The organism is Thermoanaerobacter sp. RKWS2 (genome assembly GCF_026240795.1).
In the GTDB taxonomy this organism is placed as follows: domain Bacteria; phylum Bacillota; class Thermoanaerobacteria; order Thermoanaerobacterales; family Thermoanaerobacteraceae; genus Thermoanaerobacter; species Thermoanaerobacter ethanolicus.
The window spans coordinates 1,281,506-1,301,402 of record NZ_CP110888.1 but is presented as its reverse complement, the minus strand read 5'-3'; the positions used below and the strand labels follow the sequence as shown (position 1 = coordinate 1,301,402).

Genomic DNA, 19,897 nt, shown 5'->3' with positions numbered 1-19,897 from the left:
TCATTAAATTTTGTTTGCAATATATAATATTCTATACAAAAATAAAAAATCCTCCATAAAATGAATAATAAATTTCATGAATATTTTTGATACAATTCTTGCATCATATAGAATATTAGAAATATTTATTCTATTTTTATATCCCAGGAGTTTAAAATATTTATCATATTGTACTCTGTTAAATCAAAATGAATTGGAGTAATAGAAATATAACCTTCTTTCACAGAAACAATGTCTGTCCTTTCATCCTTTTCTATTTCCGAAATTTTCCCTGCCATCCAATAGTACTCTTTCCCTCTTGGGTCATAATTTTTTTGAAAAGTCTCAATATAGATTCTCTTGCCGAGTATTGTAGCTTTTACGCCCTTTATTCCCTTCTTAAAATCGGGTATATTTACATTCAATAATGTGTTTTTAGGTAATCCTTTTTCTAAAACTTTTTCTATTAAATTCTCCAAAAATTTATATATACGCCTATCTTCAATATCAGCGGTTTCTGCAAGGGAAACTGCAATAGCAGGAATGCCGTAAATTGCAGCTTCTATAGCCGCAGAAACAGTACCAGAATAAAGTATATCTGTTCCTAAATTTAGACCTTCATTAATGCCAGAAATTATAATATCAGGTTTTTCTTCCAGCACCACTTCAATTCCTAATTTGACACAATCGGAGGGCGTACCATTTACCGCATATATTTTCAAACCATCCTCTTCCTTCACTTTTTTAAGCCTTAAAGGTTTATGTAAAGTTATAGCATGGCTTATAGCACTTCTTTCTTTTTCAGGAGCTACTACCGTTACCTTATACTTATCTTTAAGATATTCTGCTAATTTTAACATCCCTAATCCTTGTACTCCATCGTCATTAGTAAGAAGTATTTTCATTTTCTACCTCCTCTAATTAATAACGTATAATTACTTTGATTTTATTACAAAATTTATATATAGGCAAGGAGTGATACAGTGATACAAATAGACGACGCGGGAAGTGGAAGTTTAGTAGGTGGAACGTGTATTGGGGCTATGAGAGTAGAAACCGGAGAATTTTTCTGTGATATAATTCCCATAGAATATTATAACGAAGAAAACTTTAAAAATAAATTGTATTTAAAAAAAGCCTGTGAAATCGGGAAAAAACTTTTAGAAAAGCTTAAAGTAAGCAAAACTGAAAAAATACAAGTTTGTAGAGGTTACATGTTTGATACTTTTAGAAAATGGTTAGAACAAGAAGAGTATAATTGGGAAAGTACCCAAATATTAAATCCTCTTCAGGATATAATAGAAAATTCTTTTGAAAATTACGCTTTATCTTTAGGACTGCCAGAAAAGTTTTTAAGATACACAAAATATCCTTTTCATTTTCATCGATTGCTGAGATGGGTATATGCCGATTATGAAAACAGAGCCAAATTGTGCAAAACTGGGTGGAATAGCTGGAAAAAATATGGAAAATTAGAGATAGAAATAAGCTACACTTATTTGCAAGAAAACAAAAATTACCTATGCTTAAAATGTGGAAAAAATATTCAACCAGGGACTGTAAAAGTTATAAAATATACAAGCAATTATCCTAATACTATATATCTTCACATTAATTGTTAAGGCACCTTAAAAGGTGCCTTAACAATTAAATATTTAGGCAGAAGGTATACATATTTGTTGTCCTGGGTATATCAAATTGGGATCTGGTATTTGTGGATTTGCTCTTATCAATGCATCAAGACTTACGCCAAACATATTAGCTATAGACCACATACTGTCTCCCGGTTTTACTGTGTATATTGTTTTGCAGGTTTCTGGAGATACTGGTGGACAATAGAAAGGTATGCAAATTTGTTGCCCTGGATATATCAAATTAGGATCCGATATCTGAGGATTAGCTCTTATTAAGCAGTCAAGACTTATTCCAAACATATTCGCTATAGACCACATAGTATCTCCCGGTTTTACTGTGTATATTGTTTTGCAGGTTTCTGGAGATACTGGTGGACAATAGAAAGGTATGCAAATTTGTTGCCCTGGATATATCAAATTAGGATCCGATATCTGAGGATTAGCTCTTATTAAGCAGTCAAGACTTATTCCAAACATATTCGCTATAGACCACATAGTATCTCCTGGCTGCACTGTATAAAAAGTCTTACAATGTCCCGGATGAGGATGATGTGGATAATAGGGATGATGGTAAGGATACTTAGGATAGTTGGGATTGTAATAAGATCCATCTATTGTCATCTTATTTCCCTCCTTTTAAACTTAAACTTTCTACTACATGTTATGAAGGATAAAAATATATGTTACAGGATGGATTTTTAAATATAAAAAACAGGGAAGATTATTTCCCTGTCAGACTGGATATGTCATATATTCCATATTAAGAAGAGTTGCATCTATTTGATATTTTTTTGCTCTTCTGTATTCAAAAAATTTCTTTGCTACTTGTGGGAAAAGAGCATAAGATAAAACATCTTCTTCTTGTTCATAATACTCTTTAATCTCTTCTTTAATCGCTTCAAATTGCGGTTTTAAAAGATCTGCTGGTCTAACATCTATTACCTCTTCATCTCCTATTATTTTCTTCTTTATTTCTTCTGAAATTGGCGCTGGTGGTCTACCATACAGTCCTTTCACATAATCTTTTACTTCTTTTGGTACCATTTTATACCTTTCTCCAGTTATTACATTCAAGACGGCTTGAGTCCCTACCATCTGACTCATAGGAGTAACAAGAGGTGGGTATCCTAATTCTTCTCTAACTTTAGGAATTTCTTTTAAAACCTCCGGGTACTTATCTAAAGCATTTTGTTGTTTCAATTGGGAAATCAAATTTGATAGCATTCCTCCTGGAACTTGATAAATTAATACATCTGTATCTACACCCATAACCATAGATAAATCTATTTCTTTATTGTGATTTTGTTTTACTTCTTTAAAGTATGAAGCAATCTCTGATAATAACTCCATATCCAAACCAGTGTCATATTGAGTGCCTTTTAAAGCTGCCACCATTGTTTCTGTAGCAGGTTGAGAAGTTCCTAATGCCAAAGGTGAAATAGCAGTGTCTATTATATCTACTCCAGCCTCTATTGCTTTAAGATAAGTCATGGCCGCCATTCCACTCGTATAATGGCTGTGCAACTGTATAGGAACATTTACTGTATCTTTAAGGCTTTTTACTAACTCATAAGCAACATAAGGAGTTAATATTCCTGACATATCCTTTATGCATATGGAATCTACTCCTAATTCTGTCAGCTCTTTTGCTACTTTAATATAATGGTCAATGTTGTGAACAGGACTTATAGTATAAACAAGGGTACCTTGAGCGTGAGCTCCCGCCTTTTTAGTAGCTTTTATAGCAACTTCAAGATTTCGTACATCATTTAAAGCATCAAAAATTCTTATTATATCTATTCCATTGTAAACAGCCTTCTCAATAAATCTTTCTACTATATCATCAGGATAATGCCTATATCCTAATAGATTTTGTCCTCTCAAAAGCATTTGAAGAGGCGTATTTTTTATCCTTTTCTTTAATCTTCTTAATCTTTCCCAAGGGTCTTCGTCAAGAAATCTCATACAAGCATCAAAGGTAGCTCCTCCCCACGCTTCAATAGAATAATATCCTACTGCATCCAATTTTTCTGCAATTGGGAGCATTTCTTCCGTCGACATTCGAGTAGCCAAGAGTGATTGATGGGCATCTCTTAATACAGTTTCTGTAATTTTAATTTTATTGCTCATATTAATACCTCCTCATAATATATTATACTATTTTTTCAAAAGAAACAAAATAAAAAAAGAGCCAAAAGGCTCAAAATTTTAGAAGAAGGAAAGGATAGATTCCCTTATAAGTTTAGCTGCTAAAATAGAGGTTATACCAGCTATATCGTGAGAAGGCGAGACTTCCACCAAATCCATCCCAACTACATTTAAATCTTTTAAAATATGAATAGCCTCTAATGCCTCTTTTGTGGTTATTCCCCCTGGTTCTGGTGTACCAGTGCCTGGTGCAAAAGCAGGGTCTACAACATCTATATCCCAGCTAATATAAATTGGATAATCTTTTATATCATCAATTACACCTTTCAAAGGTTCAACTACTTCGTACAAAAACATATGGGTATTTTTTTCTGCAAACTCAAATTCTTCTTTTTCACCTGACCTTATCCCAAAATTATACATTTTAATACCCTTAGCAATATCCCATACTTTTCTCATCACTGTAGCGTGAGAATATGCTTCACCAAAAAATTCTTCTCTTAAATCAGTATGGGCATCAAAATGAAGGATTACAAGGTTATCCTCATATTTTTTAAGTACTCTTTTAAAATTCCATAAGTCACTAAATGTTCTCCACCCAAGAACAATCCTTTTTTTCCACTTTTCAAAATGTCTTCTGTAGCTTTTGAGATTAAATCTAAACTCTTTTCCACATTCCCATAAGGAAGTACTAAATCTCCTAAATCATAAAATTTCTTATCTTCCAGCCTACTATCTAAATACACACTATAATATTCTAAACCATAAGAGGCTTGCCTTATGGCAGCAGGTCCAAAGCGGCTTCCTGCTTTGAAACTCACTGTGTAATCCATAGGCAAACCTACTATAACTACCTCTGCCTTTTCATAATCTTCAGTAGCCCCTAAAAACTTTCCCGGATCAACAAAATATTTTCCTTCTATCATATTACACCTCATCAAAAATATCCTTCACAAATTTAGGCAATACAAAGGCCGCTTTGTGAATTTCAGGTGTATAGTATTTAGTATCTATTCTTGGAATAGAATTTATGTCCACTTCTTCAGGGTCATATTTTTTTGAACCCATGGTAAAAGTCCACAAACTTCCTGGATAAGTCGGTATTGTTGCTATATATGCTTTTGTAATAGGATATATTTCTTTGAACATTTTGCTGAGTTTGTTTATCAATTTTCCATAAATAAAAGGTGATTCTGTCTGAGCCACAATAATACCATCTTCTTTCAAGCATTCATATACGGCTTTATAAAAATCAGAAGTAAAAAGCCCTACAGCTGGCCCAATTGGGTCAGTAGAATCCACTATTACCACATCAAATTCATTTTTGTGTTCATTAACATATTTAATTCCATCTCCAATCATTATTTCTACTCTTGGGTCATCTAATGCCTGGCTTATTGTAGGAAGATATTTTTTAGAATTTCTCACTACTGCCTCGTCAATTTCTGCCAAAACTACTCTTTCTACAGAAGGGTGCTTTAAGACCTCTCTTACTGAGCCTCCATCTCCGCCTCCAACAATTAACACGCTTTTTGGATTTTTATGAGTAAAGAGGGGTACATGTACTATCATCTCATGATATACAAATTCATCTTTTTCAGTGGTTTGAAGTATACCATCTAAAGTTAATACTCTTCCAAATTGATATGTATCGAGTATTGCTAAATGTTGATAAGGAGTTTTTTCTACCACCAATGTTTCTTTAACTTTCAAAGAAAATCTCAAATTTTCATCCTGATTTTCTGTAAACCATAATTCCATTGAAAACACCTCCAAGATTTTTAATAATATATTTAAAAAAATATCTCACTCTCCAAAAAACTCTTTTAATTTAACTATCTGAAAATCGCCTTTTTCTTTAAAACCTAATTTACAAAAAAAATCTTTATAAAAAGGTATATTGACACAAGCATTTTCTAACCCCATATCTAGGGCATGATTAAGTACTACTCTTACCATTAAATTTTCAAACCCCTTATCCCTGTAGGAAGGCAAAATTGCCAAATTAGTTATTATAGCATTATTATTTTCTACTTTCATAGAAATAAAACCAAAAGGTCTGTCTTCTCTTGCAATCATGAAAATCTCTTCTAAAAAATTTAAAGTTCCCTTCAAATTACACTCATTAGCAATTTTTTTAATAATTTCGAAATCCTCTGCTTTAGCAAAGTTAACTGAAAACATACTTCACCTCAAGCTTTTTAAATAATCTATTTCCTTTTGTGTCAAATACCTCCACTCTCCTGGTTTTAACCCTTCTAAAGATAACTCACCAATTTTAGTTCTTGTAAGAGAAATAACAGGATGTCCAATAGCCTCACACATTCTTCTAACTTGTCTATTTTTCCCTTCATGAATTTTTATTTCTACAACACTTGTCCCATTTTTAACTGCTAAAATCTCTATTTCTGCTTTCGAAGTCAAATAATCTCCTATCAAAAGTCCATTTCTAAACCTTTCCAACTCTTCTTGTGTTGGAATTCCTTTGATTTTTGCAATATACGTCTTCACAATTTCATGTCGAGGATGCATTAAGATATTGGCTATCTCCCCATCATTTGTGAGTAACAGAAGCCCTGATGTATCATAATCTAAGCGGCCAACAGGATATATTCTTTCCTTAACTTTAACTAAGTCCATCACTGTAGGCCTGCCAAACTGGTCTTTTACGGAAGTAATATATCCTGTTGGCTTATTTAACATAATATAAACTTTTTTCTTTTCTCTTCTCACAATTTTATCATCAAATTCAATTATGTCAACATCAGGATTGATTTTTACTCCCAACTCTTTTACTACTTTTCCATTTACTTTTACACGGCCTTGTAAAATATACTCTTCGCACTTTCTTCGTGAGGCTATTCCACATTCTGCTAAGTATTTTTGCAACCTTTCCATTTGTGTTCACCCATTTTTTCGTTTATACAAGTTTTTCGTCATAAATTTTTAATAAATTATTTCTCATGATCCTTTCTTTTATCAAGTTGGTATCAGTAGTATAAAGGCCTAATTGTTTCATCCTCTCAAAATATTCTGCCCCTGCAAAAGTATACCTCTTTTTCAAGCCTTCTTTCGTCTTTATGCTTTCATTAGCATATGCTATCAAATCACCAGAAGCTAAATTCCTTGGTAACTCCAAAAGAGGCATGCCAAGAGCTAATCTTACGCTGTTATGTCCAGCAAGACATCCTGTCACCATTGCCTCAGTATGCCCAGTAAACAAGCCAGACTTCTCTCCTGCACATAATAAATTCTCTAAACCTATAACTTTCATTGTATTATCTCGCGGTGCCATTGACAAATATCTTACAGAATTAGCTTTTCCTCCAGAATAGGGGTCATCATAACGTGCTCTTTCTAAGCCAGGAATTTTTCTAAGTTTTTCTAATGGATAAAAAGGAGTCATGAGCTTTACATAACCAGTATCTAATAGTATAACATTTTCTGCGTATTCTGGCAATGCATATTGTTGACACACCTTCAAATTCAATTTTTCCATGTTAATATCTTCTTTAGGCACAGGCAATACTACTACTCCATCTTTTTCCAACTTTTCTCTTATCTCTTTGCTTAAAGATTCTTTATTTAATTTACATGAACCACTAAAAGCACCATAAACTTCATCTGCCCTCATTCCTAAAAGGTCTTCTACCCCTGCCCTATAACTTATGCTAATTCGAGGACCAAAAGAAGGGCACCTTAAAATACACATAGCACATCCGTTTCCATATCTTAGGCAATTGCCCATAGGTCCTGTAGAACCAGTAGTTTCTATAAAAACATCTCCATACTCTATAGTATCATCTGCTAAAACTATTCCTTTTATTCTTTTTTTGCTTTCCATCACAACATCTGTAGCTCTTGTCATCAGCTTAATAGTAACCCCTTTTTCAAGTAACATTTTTCTAATCATTGGTTCTACCATTGTCACATCATACAGATTTGCATGAGCATGGCCAGGAAAGTTGATATTTACATGTCTTGCTGCCTTATCTGTTATTTCAATAAGTTCATTTCCACCCAAATATATAAGTTCTTCTGCAGCAGTATATCTCCCGTTATTTCTCATTATACCTCCTACAAGTCCGCATCCCAAAAGCATATCAGTCTTTTCTAAAAGCACTACTTCCGCCCCTGCTTTTCGAGCCGTTAAAGCAGCTGCACAACCAGCCCAACCTCCACCTATTACAACAACTTTAACCATGTAACATCTTCCTTTCCAAAGCTTTTCTAATATCCACTTGAACCTTACAGGTTCTTACTTTTTGGTATCCTATCTGAACTTCACAACTACCACATATCCCTTCACCACAGCATATAGTATTATTGTTTGAAACCGCTAAATAGGCTTCTTGATTATATAAGTCCAAATAATTTAAAATATTCACATGCTGTTCATCAGAGCCTCCACTATATACAACCGTTATTTCTTTATCTTTAATTAACTCCTTTAAAATTCTTTCTCCTTCTTCGCTTAAAAGGTCTGTTTCAATTATCATTATATTAAACTCTTTCAAATAGTCATTTATAAAATTTACTCCTACTTTTCCTTTGTCTACGATAGCAATAACTTTGTTTTTGTTGTTTATTAGTTTTGAAATAACAATTACCCCCGGAGCTTGTGCAATTCCTCTCAAAACAACTAAAGCCTTAGAATTGTGAATTCCTTTAATATACCTATGACCTAAAAGCCCATTCCAATAAGGCCCTCTTAAATAAACCTCTTCTCCTTCCTCAGCTTTTTGAATCAATTTTGTTTTTGGACCACTTACTTGTATAGCTATCTTGATTATTCCTTCAAGCTCGTCTGCATACATTACTGACATAGGAGTATCAAAAAAAGGTGGGCTTGAAATTCCTCTTAAAAAAACAAAAGAACCTGGTTCATTCAAATCTCGTGCCATCTTATTTGGTACTTTAAGAGTCAAAATTATAACTTCTTCGTTAATTTCTTCCCTTTTTAACACTTTAGAAAAAATTGTGCTGCGGGTAGCTTTAGCCTTGTATCCTGCCCAAACAAATTCCTGAAAGATACAAACTCCTCGCCAATTACAATCGCAAAAATTTTTCCCCTGAAGTTGTGAACATACTATGCACTCATTTAATTCAGCCAAATAGCAAGGACAATAATCAGTACCAGCGTCAATGCATTCTAATCTATTTGCCAATTTATCTCACCTCCAATTTCACACTAATAAAATATTCTTCAAACTTAAAAACTATTACAAAACAAATAACCCTCTTGAGTCATATTCAAGAGGGATTCAGCACCTTTAACCAATTTTTTATTATCTTTTGAAAATTGTAACCAAAATCTTCTTGTTCTACTTTCTTTAAGGCTACACAATTGACATCACAAACTTTTTCTTCTCCTATCTTTACTGTCACATAACCTATTTTTTCGCCTTTTTCAACAGGAGCTTTGACACTTTTGGGAAGATAAAATTCTAAATTCACATTCTGCTTCTCCTCTTCTAATGCTGGAATAACACATGCTTTCTCACTTACAACTGATACAGTATTTTCTTTCCCACCTTCTACTTTTACCTTCTTAATTAACTCCCCTTTTTCTAAAACTTTATAGGGTTTGTACTTTGAAAAAGCATAATCTAATATTTTCATGGAATCTTCCCACATAGGAGGACTATTTAAAACAACTGCAATAAATCTCCTTCCCTCTCTTGTAGCAGAAGATACAAGACACCTACCTGCTTTATTAGTAAATCCAGTTTTTACTCCATCTGCTCCTTCGTATATCCATAAGAGCTTATTTTTATTCCTCAAATATCTATCCCATTCTTTCCCTTCCCAAGGAATTGTCTTTTCTTTTGTTGATACAATCTCTGCAAATTTAGGATATCTAAAAGCATACCTTGTTATTAAAGCTAAATCATAAGCAGTAGTATAATGGTCATCAATGCCAATGTCTAAACCAGAAGGTGTTACAAAATGGGTGTTATATGCCCCTATTTCTTTTGCTTTTTGGTTCATAATTTCGACAAAACTTTCTACACTACCACTTATATGTTCCGCAATAGCTGTGGCGGCATCGTTCCCTGAGTTTAACATAAGTCCATAAAGTAAGCTTTCCATATCAATTTTTTCTCCTGGCGAAAGCCAAATAGATGAACCTCCAACGCTTGCAGCCCTTTTGCTGACAGTTACAATATCATTTAAATTACCTTTTTCTAAAGCCACCAACAAAGTCATTATTTTTGTAGTGCTTGCCATTGGCAGCTTTTCATGAGAATTTTTTCATATAACACTCTCCCTGTCACTTGGTCCATTACAATTGCTGCTTTAGCAGAGATAGAAGGATAGCTCTCAGCATACACTTTTACAGAAGACATAAAATACAACAAAATAAAAAGATAAAGTATAAATTTTTTCATTTTATGCCTCCTTTATATACAAAAAAGTGGGATTCCCCACTTTTTAAATATCAGCATTGTTATTTATTGTTGGATTTTGTACCTTTTTTGTCGACTTACCTTTATTGAACAAGTTTTGTATTTCTTCTATCAATTTAGGCGTCAAATCTATTATTCTCTCCAGCATAGCACTTTGAGTAACTGGCAAGAGTCTGATTTGCCCTTGGCCAACCACCATAAAGGCAACGGGTTGTACAGAAACCCCTGCGCCACTGCCACCGGCAAAAGGCATGTTTTGAGATGAATCTTGTTCTGTACCTTTTTTATCATTCTTTGGCAAGTTAATTTCACCGCCTCCAGCAGCAAAGCCAAAGGTCACACGAGAGATAGGGATTATTATCGTTCCATCAGGAGTTTCTACAGCATCTCCTACTATTGTATTGACATCTATCATGTCTTTTAAGCTTTCCATGGTCGTTTTCATCAAAGCATCGATTGGGTGGTCACTCATTTATTTTCACCTCCCATTTAAACTACCCAAAAACTTTATTCCATTAATAATAATATTACCACAGGTTATTTTAAATATGCAAATTAAATTTCCTTCTAACTTATTCTGACCATAGTAAGGTGTGATATAAACCTCCGGTGCATTAGTAAAAGTAGCATTATTATATATCGGCATAAGAGCTGTATATATTATTCCCCATAAAGAGCCGTTCAAGATAGCAGTCCAAGCTGCATCTTCTAAGCCAATTTTTAAATTTAAATAAAATTTATAAACAATAGTATCTTTTAGCACATCTTTTAAAAATTCTATAATCTTAAAAAAATCTTTATATCCTATATCTAAAGTCGAAAATTTTCTCTCTTTTTAGTTCTCTCTAATTTTTTTGTTCCTGCACTTTTAAGTATCTGGATGCCAAAAATTTTAAAATACAATTCCTCTTTTTCAGGCTCTTTCTGTAATTTAAAGGTCAAAAAATTTACAAAAAATATATTAGCTGCTATTTCCAGGGAAATATTTTTCTCCTCTTTATTCGCTTTTATTTTAATTTTAAGAGGCAAAAAATACAGTAAAATCAAAAAAATAAGGATTATAAAAACAACAGACAAATATTTCATCATTTCACCTCATATCACGCTGTTTATAAGCCTTTTCTAAGCAAGATTTAGGTCTTTATTATAGTTTTGGTAAAAAAATTGATAGTTATTAAAAACTGCCTATATTGTATTTTTATCCATATAAAGGAAATATAGTATCTTGATATATGATAACCTCTTTTTGAAAAAATAGCAAGTACAATTGTAGAAAACTTCTATGTAAAATTGTACTTATAATAATATAAATATAGCAGGTTAACTCTTTATAAAAGAGCACCTGCTTTTTTACCTTCATTCTCTTTTTCATTTGCAAAGGCAAAAGTGGTTGAAAGAAATGTAAAAGCAAGCCCTATTAAAAGTAGAGACGCAATATTTCGTTTCATATATAATCCTCCCTTAAGGTGTGATTTCAATTTGCGGTAACTCTTTTAAAGATTTAATTCCAAAATACTTTAAAAAATCTTCTGTAGTAGTATACAGTATTGGCCTACCAGGAGATAAAGCCCTTCCGCTTTCTTTGATCAAATTATACTCCAGCAAAGTATTTATAGCTTTATCGCTTTTTACACCCCTTATTCTTTCAATTTCTGCCCTTGTAATAGGTTGATTATAAGCTATTATAGCCAAAACCTCTAATGCTGCTTGAGAAAGTCCTTGTTTTATTTCTAATCCCAAAGCTTGTCTAACTATTTCTCCATAATTATCATTTGTACACATTTGAACTTTATCTTCAAAAAATATAATATCTAAACCGCGATTTTCTCGGTCGTAATATTCTTTTAATTTGTTTGCAACATCTACTATTTCCTCTTGAGAAAGTCCTACTACTTCGGATAAGGTTTTTAATTTTACTGGTCCCCCTGCTGCGAACAATATAGCTTCTATTTTTCCTTCATTGCTCATTTTTTCTCCTCTCCTAAAGGATTTAATAAGTATATCCCCATAAGTAGTCTTTTGTTCCGCTATAATTCTATTTAATCTCACTAACTCTAAAACAGCGATAAAAGAAACAATAATTTCTCCTTTTGCTCGACTTTTCTTAATAAGTTCACTAAACCAAAGGAAAGGCTTTTTTACTAATTTCACTAATAACTCTTTAATCTTATTCTCTACAGTATATTCATCTTTTTTTATTTCTATTTCATTTTCTCTGGCGTTATTTTTTGAAATAACTTTAAGATATGCTTTATATATATCTTCACTAGAGTAGTTTAAAGCAATTTTTTTATCTATATATTTTACTTCAGACTCTTCTCTAAAAAAACGAGAACCAATTTTGCACATTTCTTTAAAAGTCTGGGCAATAATTTTATATTTCTTGTACTCAATCAATTTAGTTACTAATTCTTCTCTTGGGTCTACTTCTTCCATTTCTAATTGTTGTCCCTCAAACTGCTGTTTGGGAAGCAACATTTTAGATTTAATTTCTAATAAAGTAGCTGCCATTACAATAAATTCTGATGCCACATTTAAATCCATTTCTTGCAAAGTTTTAATATATTCCATATATTGATCTAAAATAACTGAAATCGGGATATCCATCAAATCAATTTCATTTTTTTCTATAAGGTGAAAAAGCAAATCAAAAGGTCCTTCAAACACTTCTAATTTTACGTTGTACATCTTCACACCCCAAAAGGTTTTAAAATAAGAGTTATAAAAGAGTCCAAAGCATTCATAAGAGGCCCCATGATTTGTCCTATAACCCCAGTGAAAACAAGAAGGAGCAAAATAACCTGTCCATACATTTCATATTGAGAAATCATATAAGCTTCTCTTGGGGGTAACAAACTCCACAGTACTTTTGAACCATCCAAAGGCGGCACCGGTATTATATTGAAAACAGCAAAAATTAAATTGTAAATGTACAATAGATATAAAAGTGGATACAGTATTGGAACATCTTTAAATGCTATCATCAATATTCGAGAAACGATAGCCAACAAGACGTTGGAAAGAGGGCCTGCTAAGGATACAAGCAATACACCTTTTTTTCTATCTCTAAAATATAAAGGATTAATAGGAACAGGTTTCGCCCACCCAAACCTTAAAAGCCAAAGCATTAAAAGACCAAGGGGGTCAATATGAGCTAACGGATTTAATGTAAGCCTACCACTTTGCCTTGGAGTAGGGTCCCCCAATTTATCTGCCACATAACCATGGCTAAATTCGTGGAAACTCATCGCAATAAGAAGTGCAGGTATTCTATATAAAAAATCTATAAAATCTATCAAATTTATTCTCCTTTCTTTAATTTTTCTATCAGTTTTTTCAAAAATGCAATTTCTTCATCTCTTGTAGCAATAATTCCATTAATTTTCGCCTCAAACACATTATCCATTAATTCCCCATATAAAGAACCGGGAGGAAGTCCTAAATTTTCTATGTCTTTTCCCTTTACAGTCAATTTCCCCTTTATAATTTTTTCGGCTTTTTCTCCTTCCATTACTTCAATAGCTTTTAAAACTTCTTCTTTTGTTTCTTCTATAGTTTCTCTTATTTTTCTGATATTTTTATTTTGGCAATTGAGTTGCTCTCTCAAAAAAACCAAGTCTTTTAAAGCCTTGAGATAAATTTTATTTATTCGCAACCTCTTTTCAATTTCATTAATATCTTTTTCTTTTAGATAGTAAAAAAGCACTAAAAATCTGTATAATTCAATTTCTAAATTTACATATACTGTATCGAGATGTTGAGTATTAAGTGTAATTCCATCAAAAATAACTTTATCAATACCGTAATAAATAAGCTTATCAATCATCTCTTTGGCTTTACTTTCTTTTAAAATTAAAAAGATTTCATTCCTTATTCTATCAGCAGACAAAAGTCTGATATTTTCTATCGAATCCTTCATCAAATTATGCGTCTTTTCTTCGATCTCAAAAGAATATCTAGTAGCATATCTTATAGCTCTAAATATTCTGGTAGGGTCATCAATAAAACTTTTAGGATGAAGGACTCTAATTAAACCCTTTTTTAAGTCCTCTAATCCATTAAAATAATCCAAAATCTTCTCTTCTATTACATCATAAGCCAAAGTGTTTATAGTAAAATCTCTTCTTGCCATGTCATCGTATATATTTGAAAATTCGATTGTTGGCAGTGCAGCAGGACGTTCATAATACTCTTTACGAGCAGATATAACATCAATAGAAATACCGTCATAACTTAAGGTAGCAGTCCTAAAAGCTTCATACACTACAATATCACCTTTTAAATAAGAAAGCAATATATAAGCAAACTCAATACCGTCTCCTTCCACTACTACATCAATATCAAGGTTTTTAACCCCTAATAAAAAGTCTCTTACAACTCCACCTACAATATAAGATTTAATTTTTGTTTTTAAAGAAATTTCTTTCAGCAGTTTAATTAAATCTATTTCATTAACCTCTATACGCAAAAAATCACCCTTTTACCAACAAAATAATTCCTTGCTTTTTATATTATACCATAGGAAAAGATAAAAAAATAAGTATAAGTTAAAATTCATTAACCTATACTTATTTCTTAGTCTTTGAATTAAAAATTAAAGAAAAAATGTACCCAAAAAATACTGCAGCAGAAATTCCTCCGGCAGTGGCTGTCAATCCTCCTGTAAAAACTCCAATCAATCCATCTTTCTCAACAGCTTTTATTACACCTTGGGCAAGGGAATTTCCAAAGCCCAAAAGGGGTATTGTAGCTCCTGCACCACCTATATCTATCAATTTTTTATAAACTCCAAGGCCTCCAAGTATTGCTCCTAATGTCACATATGTTACTAATATTCTTGCAGGAGTCAATTTAGTCTTATCAATCAAAATTTGTGCAATAGCACAAATCAAACCTCCCATTAAAAACGCTTTTATATAATCCATATTGACCTCCTTATAATGTTGTCGATATTGTAATAGCATGGGCAATCCCAGGAATAGATTCCCCTTGCTGGCTGCTGGTAGGAGATAAAAGAGCTCCCGTCGCCATAAATAAAACTTTTTTATAGACTCCATTTTGTATTTGAGATAACAGCCATCCATTCAAAACCACTGCAGAACAAGCCGCACCGCTGCCACCAGAGTGAACGTCTTGTGATTCATCAAAAATTTCTATTCCACAATCTTTATACTTACTCTCTATATCATAGCCCTCTTTATATAATAACTCTAAAAGTATGTCTCTCCCTACTCTTCCCATGTCTCCCGTCATAATAAGGTCATAGTCTTCTATTGTAAAACCTGTATCTTTAAAATGAGTGATAATTGTATCTGCTGCAGCAGGTGCCATTGCCGCTCCCATGTTATTGGCATCCTTCATCCCCAAATCTACAACTTTGCCAGTAGTAGCATGGGTAATATAAGGGCCTTCTCCTGTGGAGGCTAAAATTGTAGCTCCTGCACCTGTCACCGTCCACTGTGAAGTAAAAGGCCTTTGAATGCCTTGTTCTAAAGGATATCTAAACTGTCTTTCTGCAGTAGAAAAATGGCTGGAAGTTGCCGCTATTATATAGTCAGCATAGCCTCCATCAATAAGCATAGCCCCTAAAGTCAATCCCTCTGTCATAGTAGAACAAGCACCATACAATCCGAAATGTGGCACATTCAGTTGTCGCGCAGCAAAATTTGCACTTATAATTTGATTTAACAAATCACCACCTAATAGGTAATCAATTTCTGAAATCTTGAGATTGGCCTTTTTTAATGCTAAATTTACAGCATCTTGAAACATTTTTGACTCTGCTTTTTCCCAACTTTTTTCTCCATAAGTATCGTCTACTAAAATCATATCAAAATAATCTCTTAAAGGTCCTTCTCCTTCTTTAGGTCCTACAATAGTGCCTCCAGCTATTATAGAAGGAGGATTTTTAAACTTAACAGTTTGTGTGCCTAATTTTTTTTTGCCATATCTAACTTCCCCTTTTACTTTAAAAAATAATATATCAAACCTATAATAATTGAAGTACTGACCCCATATACAATAACAGGTCCTGCAATTGTAAACATCTTTGCTGCCGCCCCAAAAACAAAACCTTCCCTTTTAAACTCCATTGCCGGTGACACAATAGAATTTGCAAAACCTGTTATTGGCACTATAGAACCTGCCCCTGCAAACTTCCCTATATCGTCATAGACCCCAATTCCAGTTAAAAAAGCCCCAAGAAATACCATAGTAATTGATACAAGAGTATTGGCATCTTGCATAGAATAACCTCTTGATAGGTAAAAATTTAAAAAGAACTGCCCTATGTCGCTTATCAATCCTCCTACTACAAAAGCCATTACTACGTTTTTAAGCAAAGCAGGTTTAGGCTCATATTTCTGTGCTATGTTTTTATATTCTTGCTCTTTTTTTACATCTCTTTCCATTAATTTCACCCTTCCTTATGACAAGAGCACCATAGACGGTGCTCCTTTATTTTCAACCTAATTCTTTATCTGCTCTATAAGCTATTTGTATATTAGCTTTATATTCTACTATTTTACCGTTTTTTACATTTGCTGTTTGATTGACAACTTCAATTCCTGATATATTGTCAATAGACTTAGCTGCCTCTTCTACAGCTTTGTGTATTGCATCTTCCCAGCTCACTGTTGAATCCCCTACAACATTTAATACTTTCACAACTGCCATACAATTTCCTCCTCCCTTATATACCAAATCAGCACTGTCAGGTATTTTTTTATTGGTTTTATGCATATAAAAATAGCTAACAGCAAAAATTAGCAATATTGCCACGATTATAATTAACATCTTTTTCATTTTCATTTCACCAGCCATTATTAGTATGTGAAGATAAGCAAAATTAATTCAAAAAAAGTGTAGTATTTGTGTTAAAATACTACACTTCTTCCAATTCTTTTCTTAGTTTTTGTAAAACTTTTTTCTCAATTCTAGATACTTGCACTTGGGAAATTCCTAAAACACTTGCCACCTCCATCTGCGTCATATCCTTGAAATATCTCAAAAATATTATTTGTTTTTCTCGTGGTTTAAGTTTATTTATAACCATCTGTAAAGCTAATTTATCATCTATATCAACTTCTTTTTCCTCTTCACTCACCATTTCAATTAAAAGCCTGTCATCTTCGTCATGAGTTGCGTTGTCATATAATGACTCAGCAGTAGCAGCCGATTCAAAAGCCATAGCAATTTCTTCAGGACTTACATTTAATCTTTCAGCAATTTCATTAATAGTTGGCTCTCTATTTAATTCATTGCTTAAAATCTCTTTAACATAAAAAGCTTTTGTAGAAAGCTCCTTTAAAGAACGACTCACTTTTATTAATCCATCATCTCTTAGAAATCTCTTAATTTCTCCCATTATTATAGGTACTGCATAGGTTGACAATTTTACATTGTAAGATTCATCAAATTTTTGAATTGCCTTTACAAAACCTATACAACCTATTTGATACAAATCCTCCAATTCATACCTTCTATTAGAAAACTTTTTAACAATACTCCAAATAAGGCCACTATTTTCTAAAATTAATTTTTCCAAGCTTTCTTTATCATTTTTTTGTGCCGCTCTTATCAATTCCAAATTCTCATCACTTTTTTCAAAATTCCCTTCTTTCATAAAGTCACCTCATTTATCAGACCTTATATACTTTGTCATTCGGACAAGAGTTCCCTTTCCTGGAGTTGATTCAACTTCTAATTCATCCATAAAGGTCTGCATGACAGTAAAACCCATTCCTGCTCGCTCTTCTTCTAAGCGAGTAGTAAAAAGAGGTTGCATAGCTTTCTCAATATCGTCAATCCCTTTTCCCTCATCTATGACTTCAATTGTTATTTTGTTACCTGAAATAAAAGCTTTAATAGTAATGATGCCGATTTTATTCTCATATCCGTGAATTATGCAGTTAGTAACTGCTTCTGAAACAGCAGTTTTTATATCTGCAATTTCCTCAATTGTCGGATCTAGTTGAGCAGCAAAAGCTGCAACAACAGTCCTTGCAAAAGACTCATTTTGCGACTTACTTAAAAATTTTAACTCCATCATGTTTGTGTATTCCATGATAATCCCCCTTCTATATTTCCTTTAAGGCTTCTTCAATGTCATTATAACATTTAATTATACGCAACAATCCAGAAACTTCAATAATTTTATGTAATTGCTTATTGGCATTTACTATAGCTACCTTACCATTATTCTCTTTGATTTTTTTATATCTTCCTATTATAACGCCAATTCCTGAACTATCCATAAAATTTACATTTTTAAAATCAAAAATTAAATTTTTACACGACTTTTTTTCATACTCGTCATCAATAACACTTTTTATGCTCTCCGCCACATGATGGTCTAACTCACCTTCAATTTTGGCTATCAAGGTATCCCTTTTTTTTGCAAATTTTACTCCCATTTTATCAACCTCCCCCTATTATATTCGATATAAATTTTAAAATTCCTCCTTTTTTGTGATATTTTTCTAAAAAATATAAAAAAGCACTAAACGACTGTTTAGTGCTTAAAGTAAATTACTGATATTTTAGCCAACCAATAAAAACTTTATTGAGATTTTCAAAAAAGTTCGCTTTTTCTACTGTTTCCTGAGGATATATGTTAAATGTCTTTATAATCTTGCCATCCTGTGTTATTTTTACAGTGCCTATTGGGACCTCTTTGGCCAGAGGAGCTAATACAGCATTCTTTAGCTCCACCTCTGTTTTTATATTTTTACCTTCTCCTTTTTTAATCAGTATATACTCATCATCGCGGCAGACACCGCTAACAGCTTCTTTTTTCCCTTTTAAAACTTTAACATTGCCAAAGCTTTGCCCTTTTGAAGCTACTTTTACACTTTCATAATTAGCAAATCCGTAATCTAATAACTTAGCCGCTTCACTAAACCTCGTCTCAGAATCAGGTGCTCCAAATACCACCGCTATTAGCCTTGTATCTCCCCTTTTAGCTGTTGCTGCCATACAATAAAGTGCTTCCGAAGTAGATCCTGTTTTAATACCATCTGCTCCTTTATAGCGCCATAATAATTTATTAGTATTTATGAGACTAAATTTCCCATTTCTTAAAGAATCTAATTTATTGGTTAGATATTTAAATATGCTCTCGTGCTTTACTAATTCCCTTGAAATCATTGCAATATCATATACGCTTGTCAAGTGCCCTTCCTCAGGTAGTCCAGTTGCATTTTTAAAAGTAGTATTTTTTGCTCCCAATTCCTTAGCCCTTTTATTCATCATTTCAACAAAATTTTCCTCTGTACCCGCAATATACTCAGCTAAAGCAACAGAAGCATCATTTGCCGAATTCATCGCTATAGCCTTCATTAAATCATCTACTGTCATTTCCTCTCCTACTTCTAAATATATTTGTGTACCTCCCATATCAAAGGCATGTTTACTTGTGACAACTTTATCTGTTATTTTAATTTTACCAGAATCTATTGCTTCAATCGCCAGTAAAAGAGTCATTACTTTGGTAACACTGGCAGGCGGCAAGGGCTTATGGCTATCTTTTTCATAAAGAATTTGTCCAGTATTAGCCTCTATCAAAATAGCAGATTTTGACTTTAAATTTAAAGTATCAGCATATACTGTGCCATTTAAGACAAAAGAAATAGCTAGTATCACACTCACTAATAATGTTAAAAGCCTTTTAAACATAAAATCACCCTCCTCATCACTATTTATTTTGCGCTGGAGGGTGAATATTAT

The 19,897-nt window shown here is 32.9% G+C and carries 21 protein-coding genes and 4 pseudogenes; 1 reads left to right on the top strand and 24 read right to left on the bottom strand.

Going from position 1 to position 19,897, the window contains the following annotated elements; translation table 11 throughout:
- Positions 1-125: 125 nt before the first annotated feature.
- A complete protein-coding gene (surE, locus tag OEI98_RS06720) occupies positions 126-884 on the bottom strand; it encodes a 5'/3'-nucleotidase SurE (RefSeq protein ID WP_003870656.1) in 759 nt (252 codons plus the stop codon).
- Positions 885-962: 78 nt separating this feature from the next.
- Here surE and OEI98_RS06715 point away from each other — a divergent pair, with 78 nt between their 5' ends.
- A complete protein-coding gene (locus tag OEI98_RS06715; RefSeq protein WP_004396293.1) occupies positions 963-1,601 on the top strand; it encodes a hypothetical protein in 639 nt (212 codons plus the stop codon).
- 33 nt (positions 1,602-1,634) lie between these two features.
- Here OEI98_RS06715 and safA read toward each other — a convergent pair whose 3' ends face one another.
- The 23 genes and pseudogenes from safA to OEI98_RS06590 all read right to left on the bottom strand — a co-directional run bounded on the left by safA (position 1,635) and on the right by OEI98_RS06590 (position 19,846).
- Positions 1,635-2,234, bottom strand: a complete 600-nt coding sequence (gene safA / locus OEI98_RS06710; protein WP_266040374.1) for a SafA/ExsA family spore coat assembly protein — start codon at positions 2,232-2,234, stop codon at positions 1,635-1,637.
- A gap of 111 nt (positions 2,235-2,345) precedes the next feature.
- Entirely contained in the window at positions 2,346-3,743 is a 1,398-nt protein-coding gene (locus OEI98_RS06705; RefSeq protein WP_003870653.1) for an oxaloacetate decarboxylase subunit alpha, read from the bottom strand.
- Positions 3,744-3,821: 78 nt separating this feature from the next.
- A pseudogene (speB, locus tag OEI98_RS06700) lies at positions 3,822-4,687 on the bottom strand (agmatinase).
- A gap of 1 nt (position 4,688) precedes the next feature.
- Complete coding sequence (gene speE / locus OEI98_RS06695; RefSeq protein ID WP_003867984.1) at positions 4,689-5,522, bottom strand: polyamine aminopropyltransferase; 834 nt, start codon at positions 5,520-5,522, stop codon at positions 4,689-4,691.
- Between the two features lie 45 nt (positions 5,523-5,567).
- Positions 5,568-5,945: a GNAT family N-acetyltransferase gene (locus tag OEI98_RS06690; protein ID WP_004396303.1), complete on the bottom strand. Its 378-nt coding sequence runs from the start codon at positions 5,943-5,945 to the stop codon at positions 5,568-5,570.
- 3 nt (positions 5,946-5,948) lie between these two features.
- Entirely contained in the window at positions 5,949-6,659 is a 711-nt protein-coding gene (locus tag OEI98_RS06685; RefSeq protein ID WP_003870648.1) for a pseudouridine synthase, read from the bottom strand.
- 22 nt (positions 6,660-6,681) lie between these two features.
- The gene (locus OEI98_RS06680) at positions 6,682-7,965 is read right to left on the bottom strand and encodes an FAD-dependent oxidoreductase (RefSeq protein WP_004396304.1); all 1,284 of its coding nucleotides are present in this window, start codon (positions 7,963-7,965) and stop codon (positions 6,682-6,684) included.
- Positions 7,958-8,929: a sulfide/dihydroorotate dehydrogenase-like FAD/NAD-binding protein gene (locus tag OEI98_RS06675; protein WP_004396305.1), complete on the bottom strand. Its 972-nt coding sequence runs from the start codon at positions 8,927-8,929 to the stop codon at positions 7,958-7,960. The genes OEI98_RS06680 and OEI98_RS06675 overlap by 8 nt, the downstream gene beginning before the upstream one ends.
- Before the next feature lie 85 nt (positions 8,930-9,014).
- Positions 9,015-10,153: pseudogene (locus tag OEI98_RS06670) on the bottom strand (D-alanyl-D-alanine carboxypeptidase family protein).
- 43 nt (positions 10,154-10,196) lie between these two features.
- Positions 10,197-10,643: a GerW family sporulation protein gene (gene ytfJ / locus OEI98_RS06660; RefSeq protein WP_003870644.1), complete on the bottom strand. Its 447-nt coding sequence runs from the start codon at positions 10,641-10,643 to the stop codon at positions 10,197-10,199.
- 6 nt (positions 10,644-10,649) lie between these two features.
- Positions 10,650-11,257, bottom strand: a pseudogene (locus OEI98_RS15050) (DUF2953 domain-containing protein).
- A gap of 375 nt (positions 11,258-11,632) precedes the next feature.
- Positions 11,633-12,139, bottom strand: coding sequence for an SMC-Scp complex subunit ScpB (gene scpB / locus OEI98_RS06645; RefSeq protein WP_003870641.1), 507 nt, complete (start codon positions 12,137-12,139; stop codon positions 11,633-11,635).
- Positions 12,140-12,859: pseudogene (locus OEI98_RS06640) on the bottom strand (segregation and condensation protein A); the annotation flags it as partial.
- A gap of 2 nt (positions 12,860-12,861) precedes the next feature.
- On the bottom strand, positions 12,862-13,470 hold the full coding sequence (locus OEI98_RS06635; protein ID WP_003867995.1) for a site-2 protease family protein: 609 nt from the start codon (positions 13,468-13,470) through the stop codon (positions 12,862-12,864).
- 2 nt (positions 13,471-13,472) lie between these two features.
- Complete coding sequence (locus tag OEI98_RS06630; protein ID WP_004396315.1) at positions 13,473-14,639, bottom strand: CCA tRNA nucleotidyltransferase; 1,167 nt, start codon at positions 14,637-14,639, stop codon at positions 13,473-13,475.
- Between the two features lie 100 nt (positions 14,640-14,739).
- Positions 14,740-15,096, bottom strand: a complete 357-nt coding sequence (gene spoVAE, locus OEI98_RS06625) for a stage V sporulation protein AE (RefSeq protein ID WP_003867997.1) — start codon at positions 15,094-15,096, stop codon at positions 14,740-14,742.
- A 10-nt stretch (positions 15,097-15,106) separates the two neighbouring features.
- Positions 15,107-16,153, bottom strand: a complete 1,047-nt coding sequence (spoVAD, locus tag OEI98_RS06620; protein ID WP_006570441.1) for a stage V sporulation protein AD — start codon at positions 16,151-16,153, stop codon at positions 15,107-15,109.
- Positions 16,135-16,581 (bottom strand): stage V sporulation protein AC, encoded by a 447-nt coding sequence (gene spoVAC / locus OEI98_RS06615; RefSeq protein ID WP_003867999.1) that lies wholly within the window; start codon positions 16,579-16,581, stop codon positions 16,135-16,137. The genes spoVAD and spoVAC overlap by 19 nt, the downstream gene beginning before the upstream one ends.
- A 52-nt stretch (positions 16,582-16,633) precedes the next feature.
- Entirely contained in the window at positions 16,634-16,993 is a 360-nt protein-coding gene (locus tag OEI98_RS15045) for a dodecin family protein (protein WP_003870637.1), read from the bottom strand.
- Positions 16,994-17,054: 61 nt separating this feature from the next.
- The gene (gene sigF / locus OEI98_RS06605) at positions 17,055-17,795 is read right to left on the bottom strand and encodes an RNA polymerase sporulation sigma factor SigF (RefSeq protein ID WP_266040354.1); all 741 of its coding nucleotides are present in this window, start codon (positions 17,793-17,795) and stop codon (positions 17,055-17,057) included.
- Between the two features lie 9 nt (positions 17,796-17,804).
- A complete protein-coding gene (spoIIAB, locus tag OEI98_RS06600; RefSeq protein ID WP_003870635.1) occupies positions 17,805-18,236 on the bottom strand; it encodes an anti-sigma F factor in 432 nt (143 codons plus the stop codon).
- 13 nt (positions 18,237-18,249) lie between these two features.
- On the bottom strand, positions 18,250-18,585 hold the full coding sequence (gene spoIIAA, locus OEI98_RS06595) for an anti-sigma F factor antagonist (RefSeq protein WP_266040351.1): 336 nt from the start codon (positions 18,583-18,585) through the stop codon (positions 18,250-18,252).
- 115 nt (positions 18,586-18,700) lie between these two features.
- Complete coding sequence (locus OEI98_RS06590) at positions 18,701-19,846, bottom strand: D-alanyl-D-alanine carboxypeptidase family protein (protein WP_266040349.1); 1,146 nt, start codon at positions 19,844-19,846, stop codon at positions 18,701-18,703.
- Positions 19,847-19,897 lie beyond the last annotated feature (51 nt).

What these genes read in the sequence shown, in the direction of transcription:
- ytfJ (WP_003870644.1), bottom strand. Translation starts at nt 10,643, where the DNA reads ATGAGTGACCACCCAATCGATGCTTTGATGAAAACGACCATGGAAAGC.
- safA (WP_266040374.1), bottom strand. Translation starts at nt 2,234, where the DNA reads ATGACAATAGATGGATCTTATTACAATCCCAACTATCCTAAGTATCCT.
- OEI98_RS06680 (WP_004396304.1), bottom strand. Translation starts at nt 7,965, where the DNA reads ATGGTTAAAGTTGTTGTAATAGGTGGAGGTTGGGCTGGTTGTGCAGCT.
- spoVAE (WP_003867997.1), bottom strand. Translation starts at nt 15,096, where the DNA reads ATGGATTATATAAAAGCGTTTTTAATGGGAGGTTTGATTTGTGCTATT.
- OEI98_RS15045 (WP_003870637.1), bottom strand. Translation starts at nt 16,993, where the DNA reads ATGGCTGGTGAAATGAAAATGAAAAAGATGTTAATTATAATCGTGGCA.
- scpB (WP_003870641.1), bottom strand. Translation starts at nt 12,139, where the DNA reads ATGAGCAATGAAGGAAAAATAGAAGCTATATTGTTCGCAGCAGGGGGA.
- spoIIAA (WP_266040351.1), bottom strand. Translation starts at nt 18,585, where the DNA reads ATGGGAGTAAAATTTGCAAAAAAAAGGGATACCTTGATAGCCAAAATT.
- sigF (WP_266040354.1), bottom strand. Translation starts at nt 17,795, where the DNA reads ATGAAAGAAGGGAATTTTGAAAAAAGTGATGAGAATTTGGAATTGATA.
- OEI98_RS06685 (WP_003870648.1), bottom strand. Translation starts at nt 6,659, where the DNA reads ATGGAAAGGTTGCAAAAATACTTAGCAGAATGTGGAATAGCCTCACGA.
- OEI98_RS06705 (WP_003870653.1), bottom strand. Translation starts at nt 3,743, where the DNA reads ATGAGCAATAAAATTAAAATTACAGAAACTGTATTAAGAGATGCCCAT.
- OEI98_RS06690 (WP_004396303.1), bottom strand. Translation starts at nt 5,945, where the DNA reads ATGTTTTCAGTTAACTTTGCTAAAGCAGAGGATTTCGAAATTATTAAA.
- OEI98_RS06590 (WP_266040349.1), bottom strand. Translation starts at nt 19,846, where the DNA reads ATGTTTAAAAGGCTTTTAACATTATTAGTGAGTGTGATACTAGCTATT.
- spoIIAB (WP_003870635.1), bottom strand. Translation starts at nt 18,236, where the DNA reads ATGGAATACACAAACATGATGGAGTTAAAATTTTTAAGTAAGTCGCAA.
- speE (WP_003867984.1), bottom strand. Translation starts at nt 5,522, where the DNA reads ATGGAATTATGGTTTACAGAAAATCAGGATGAAAATTTGAGATTTTCT.
- surE (WP_003870656.1), bottom strand. Translation starts at nt 884, where the DNA reads ATGAAAATACTTCTTACTAATGACGATGGAGTACAAGGATTAGGGATG.
- spoVAC (WP_003867999.1), bottom strand. Translation starts at nt 16,581, where the DNA reads ATGGAAAGAGATGTAAAAAAAGAGCAAGAATATAAAAACATAGCACAG.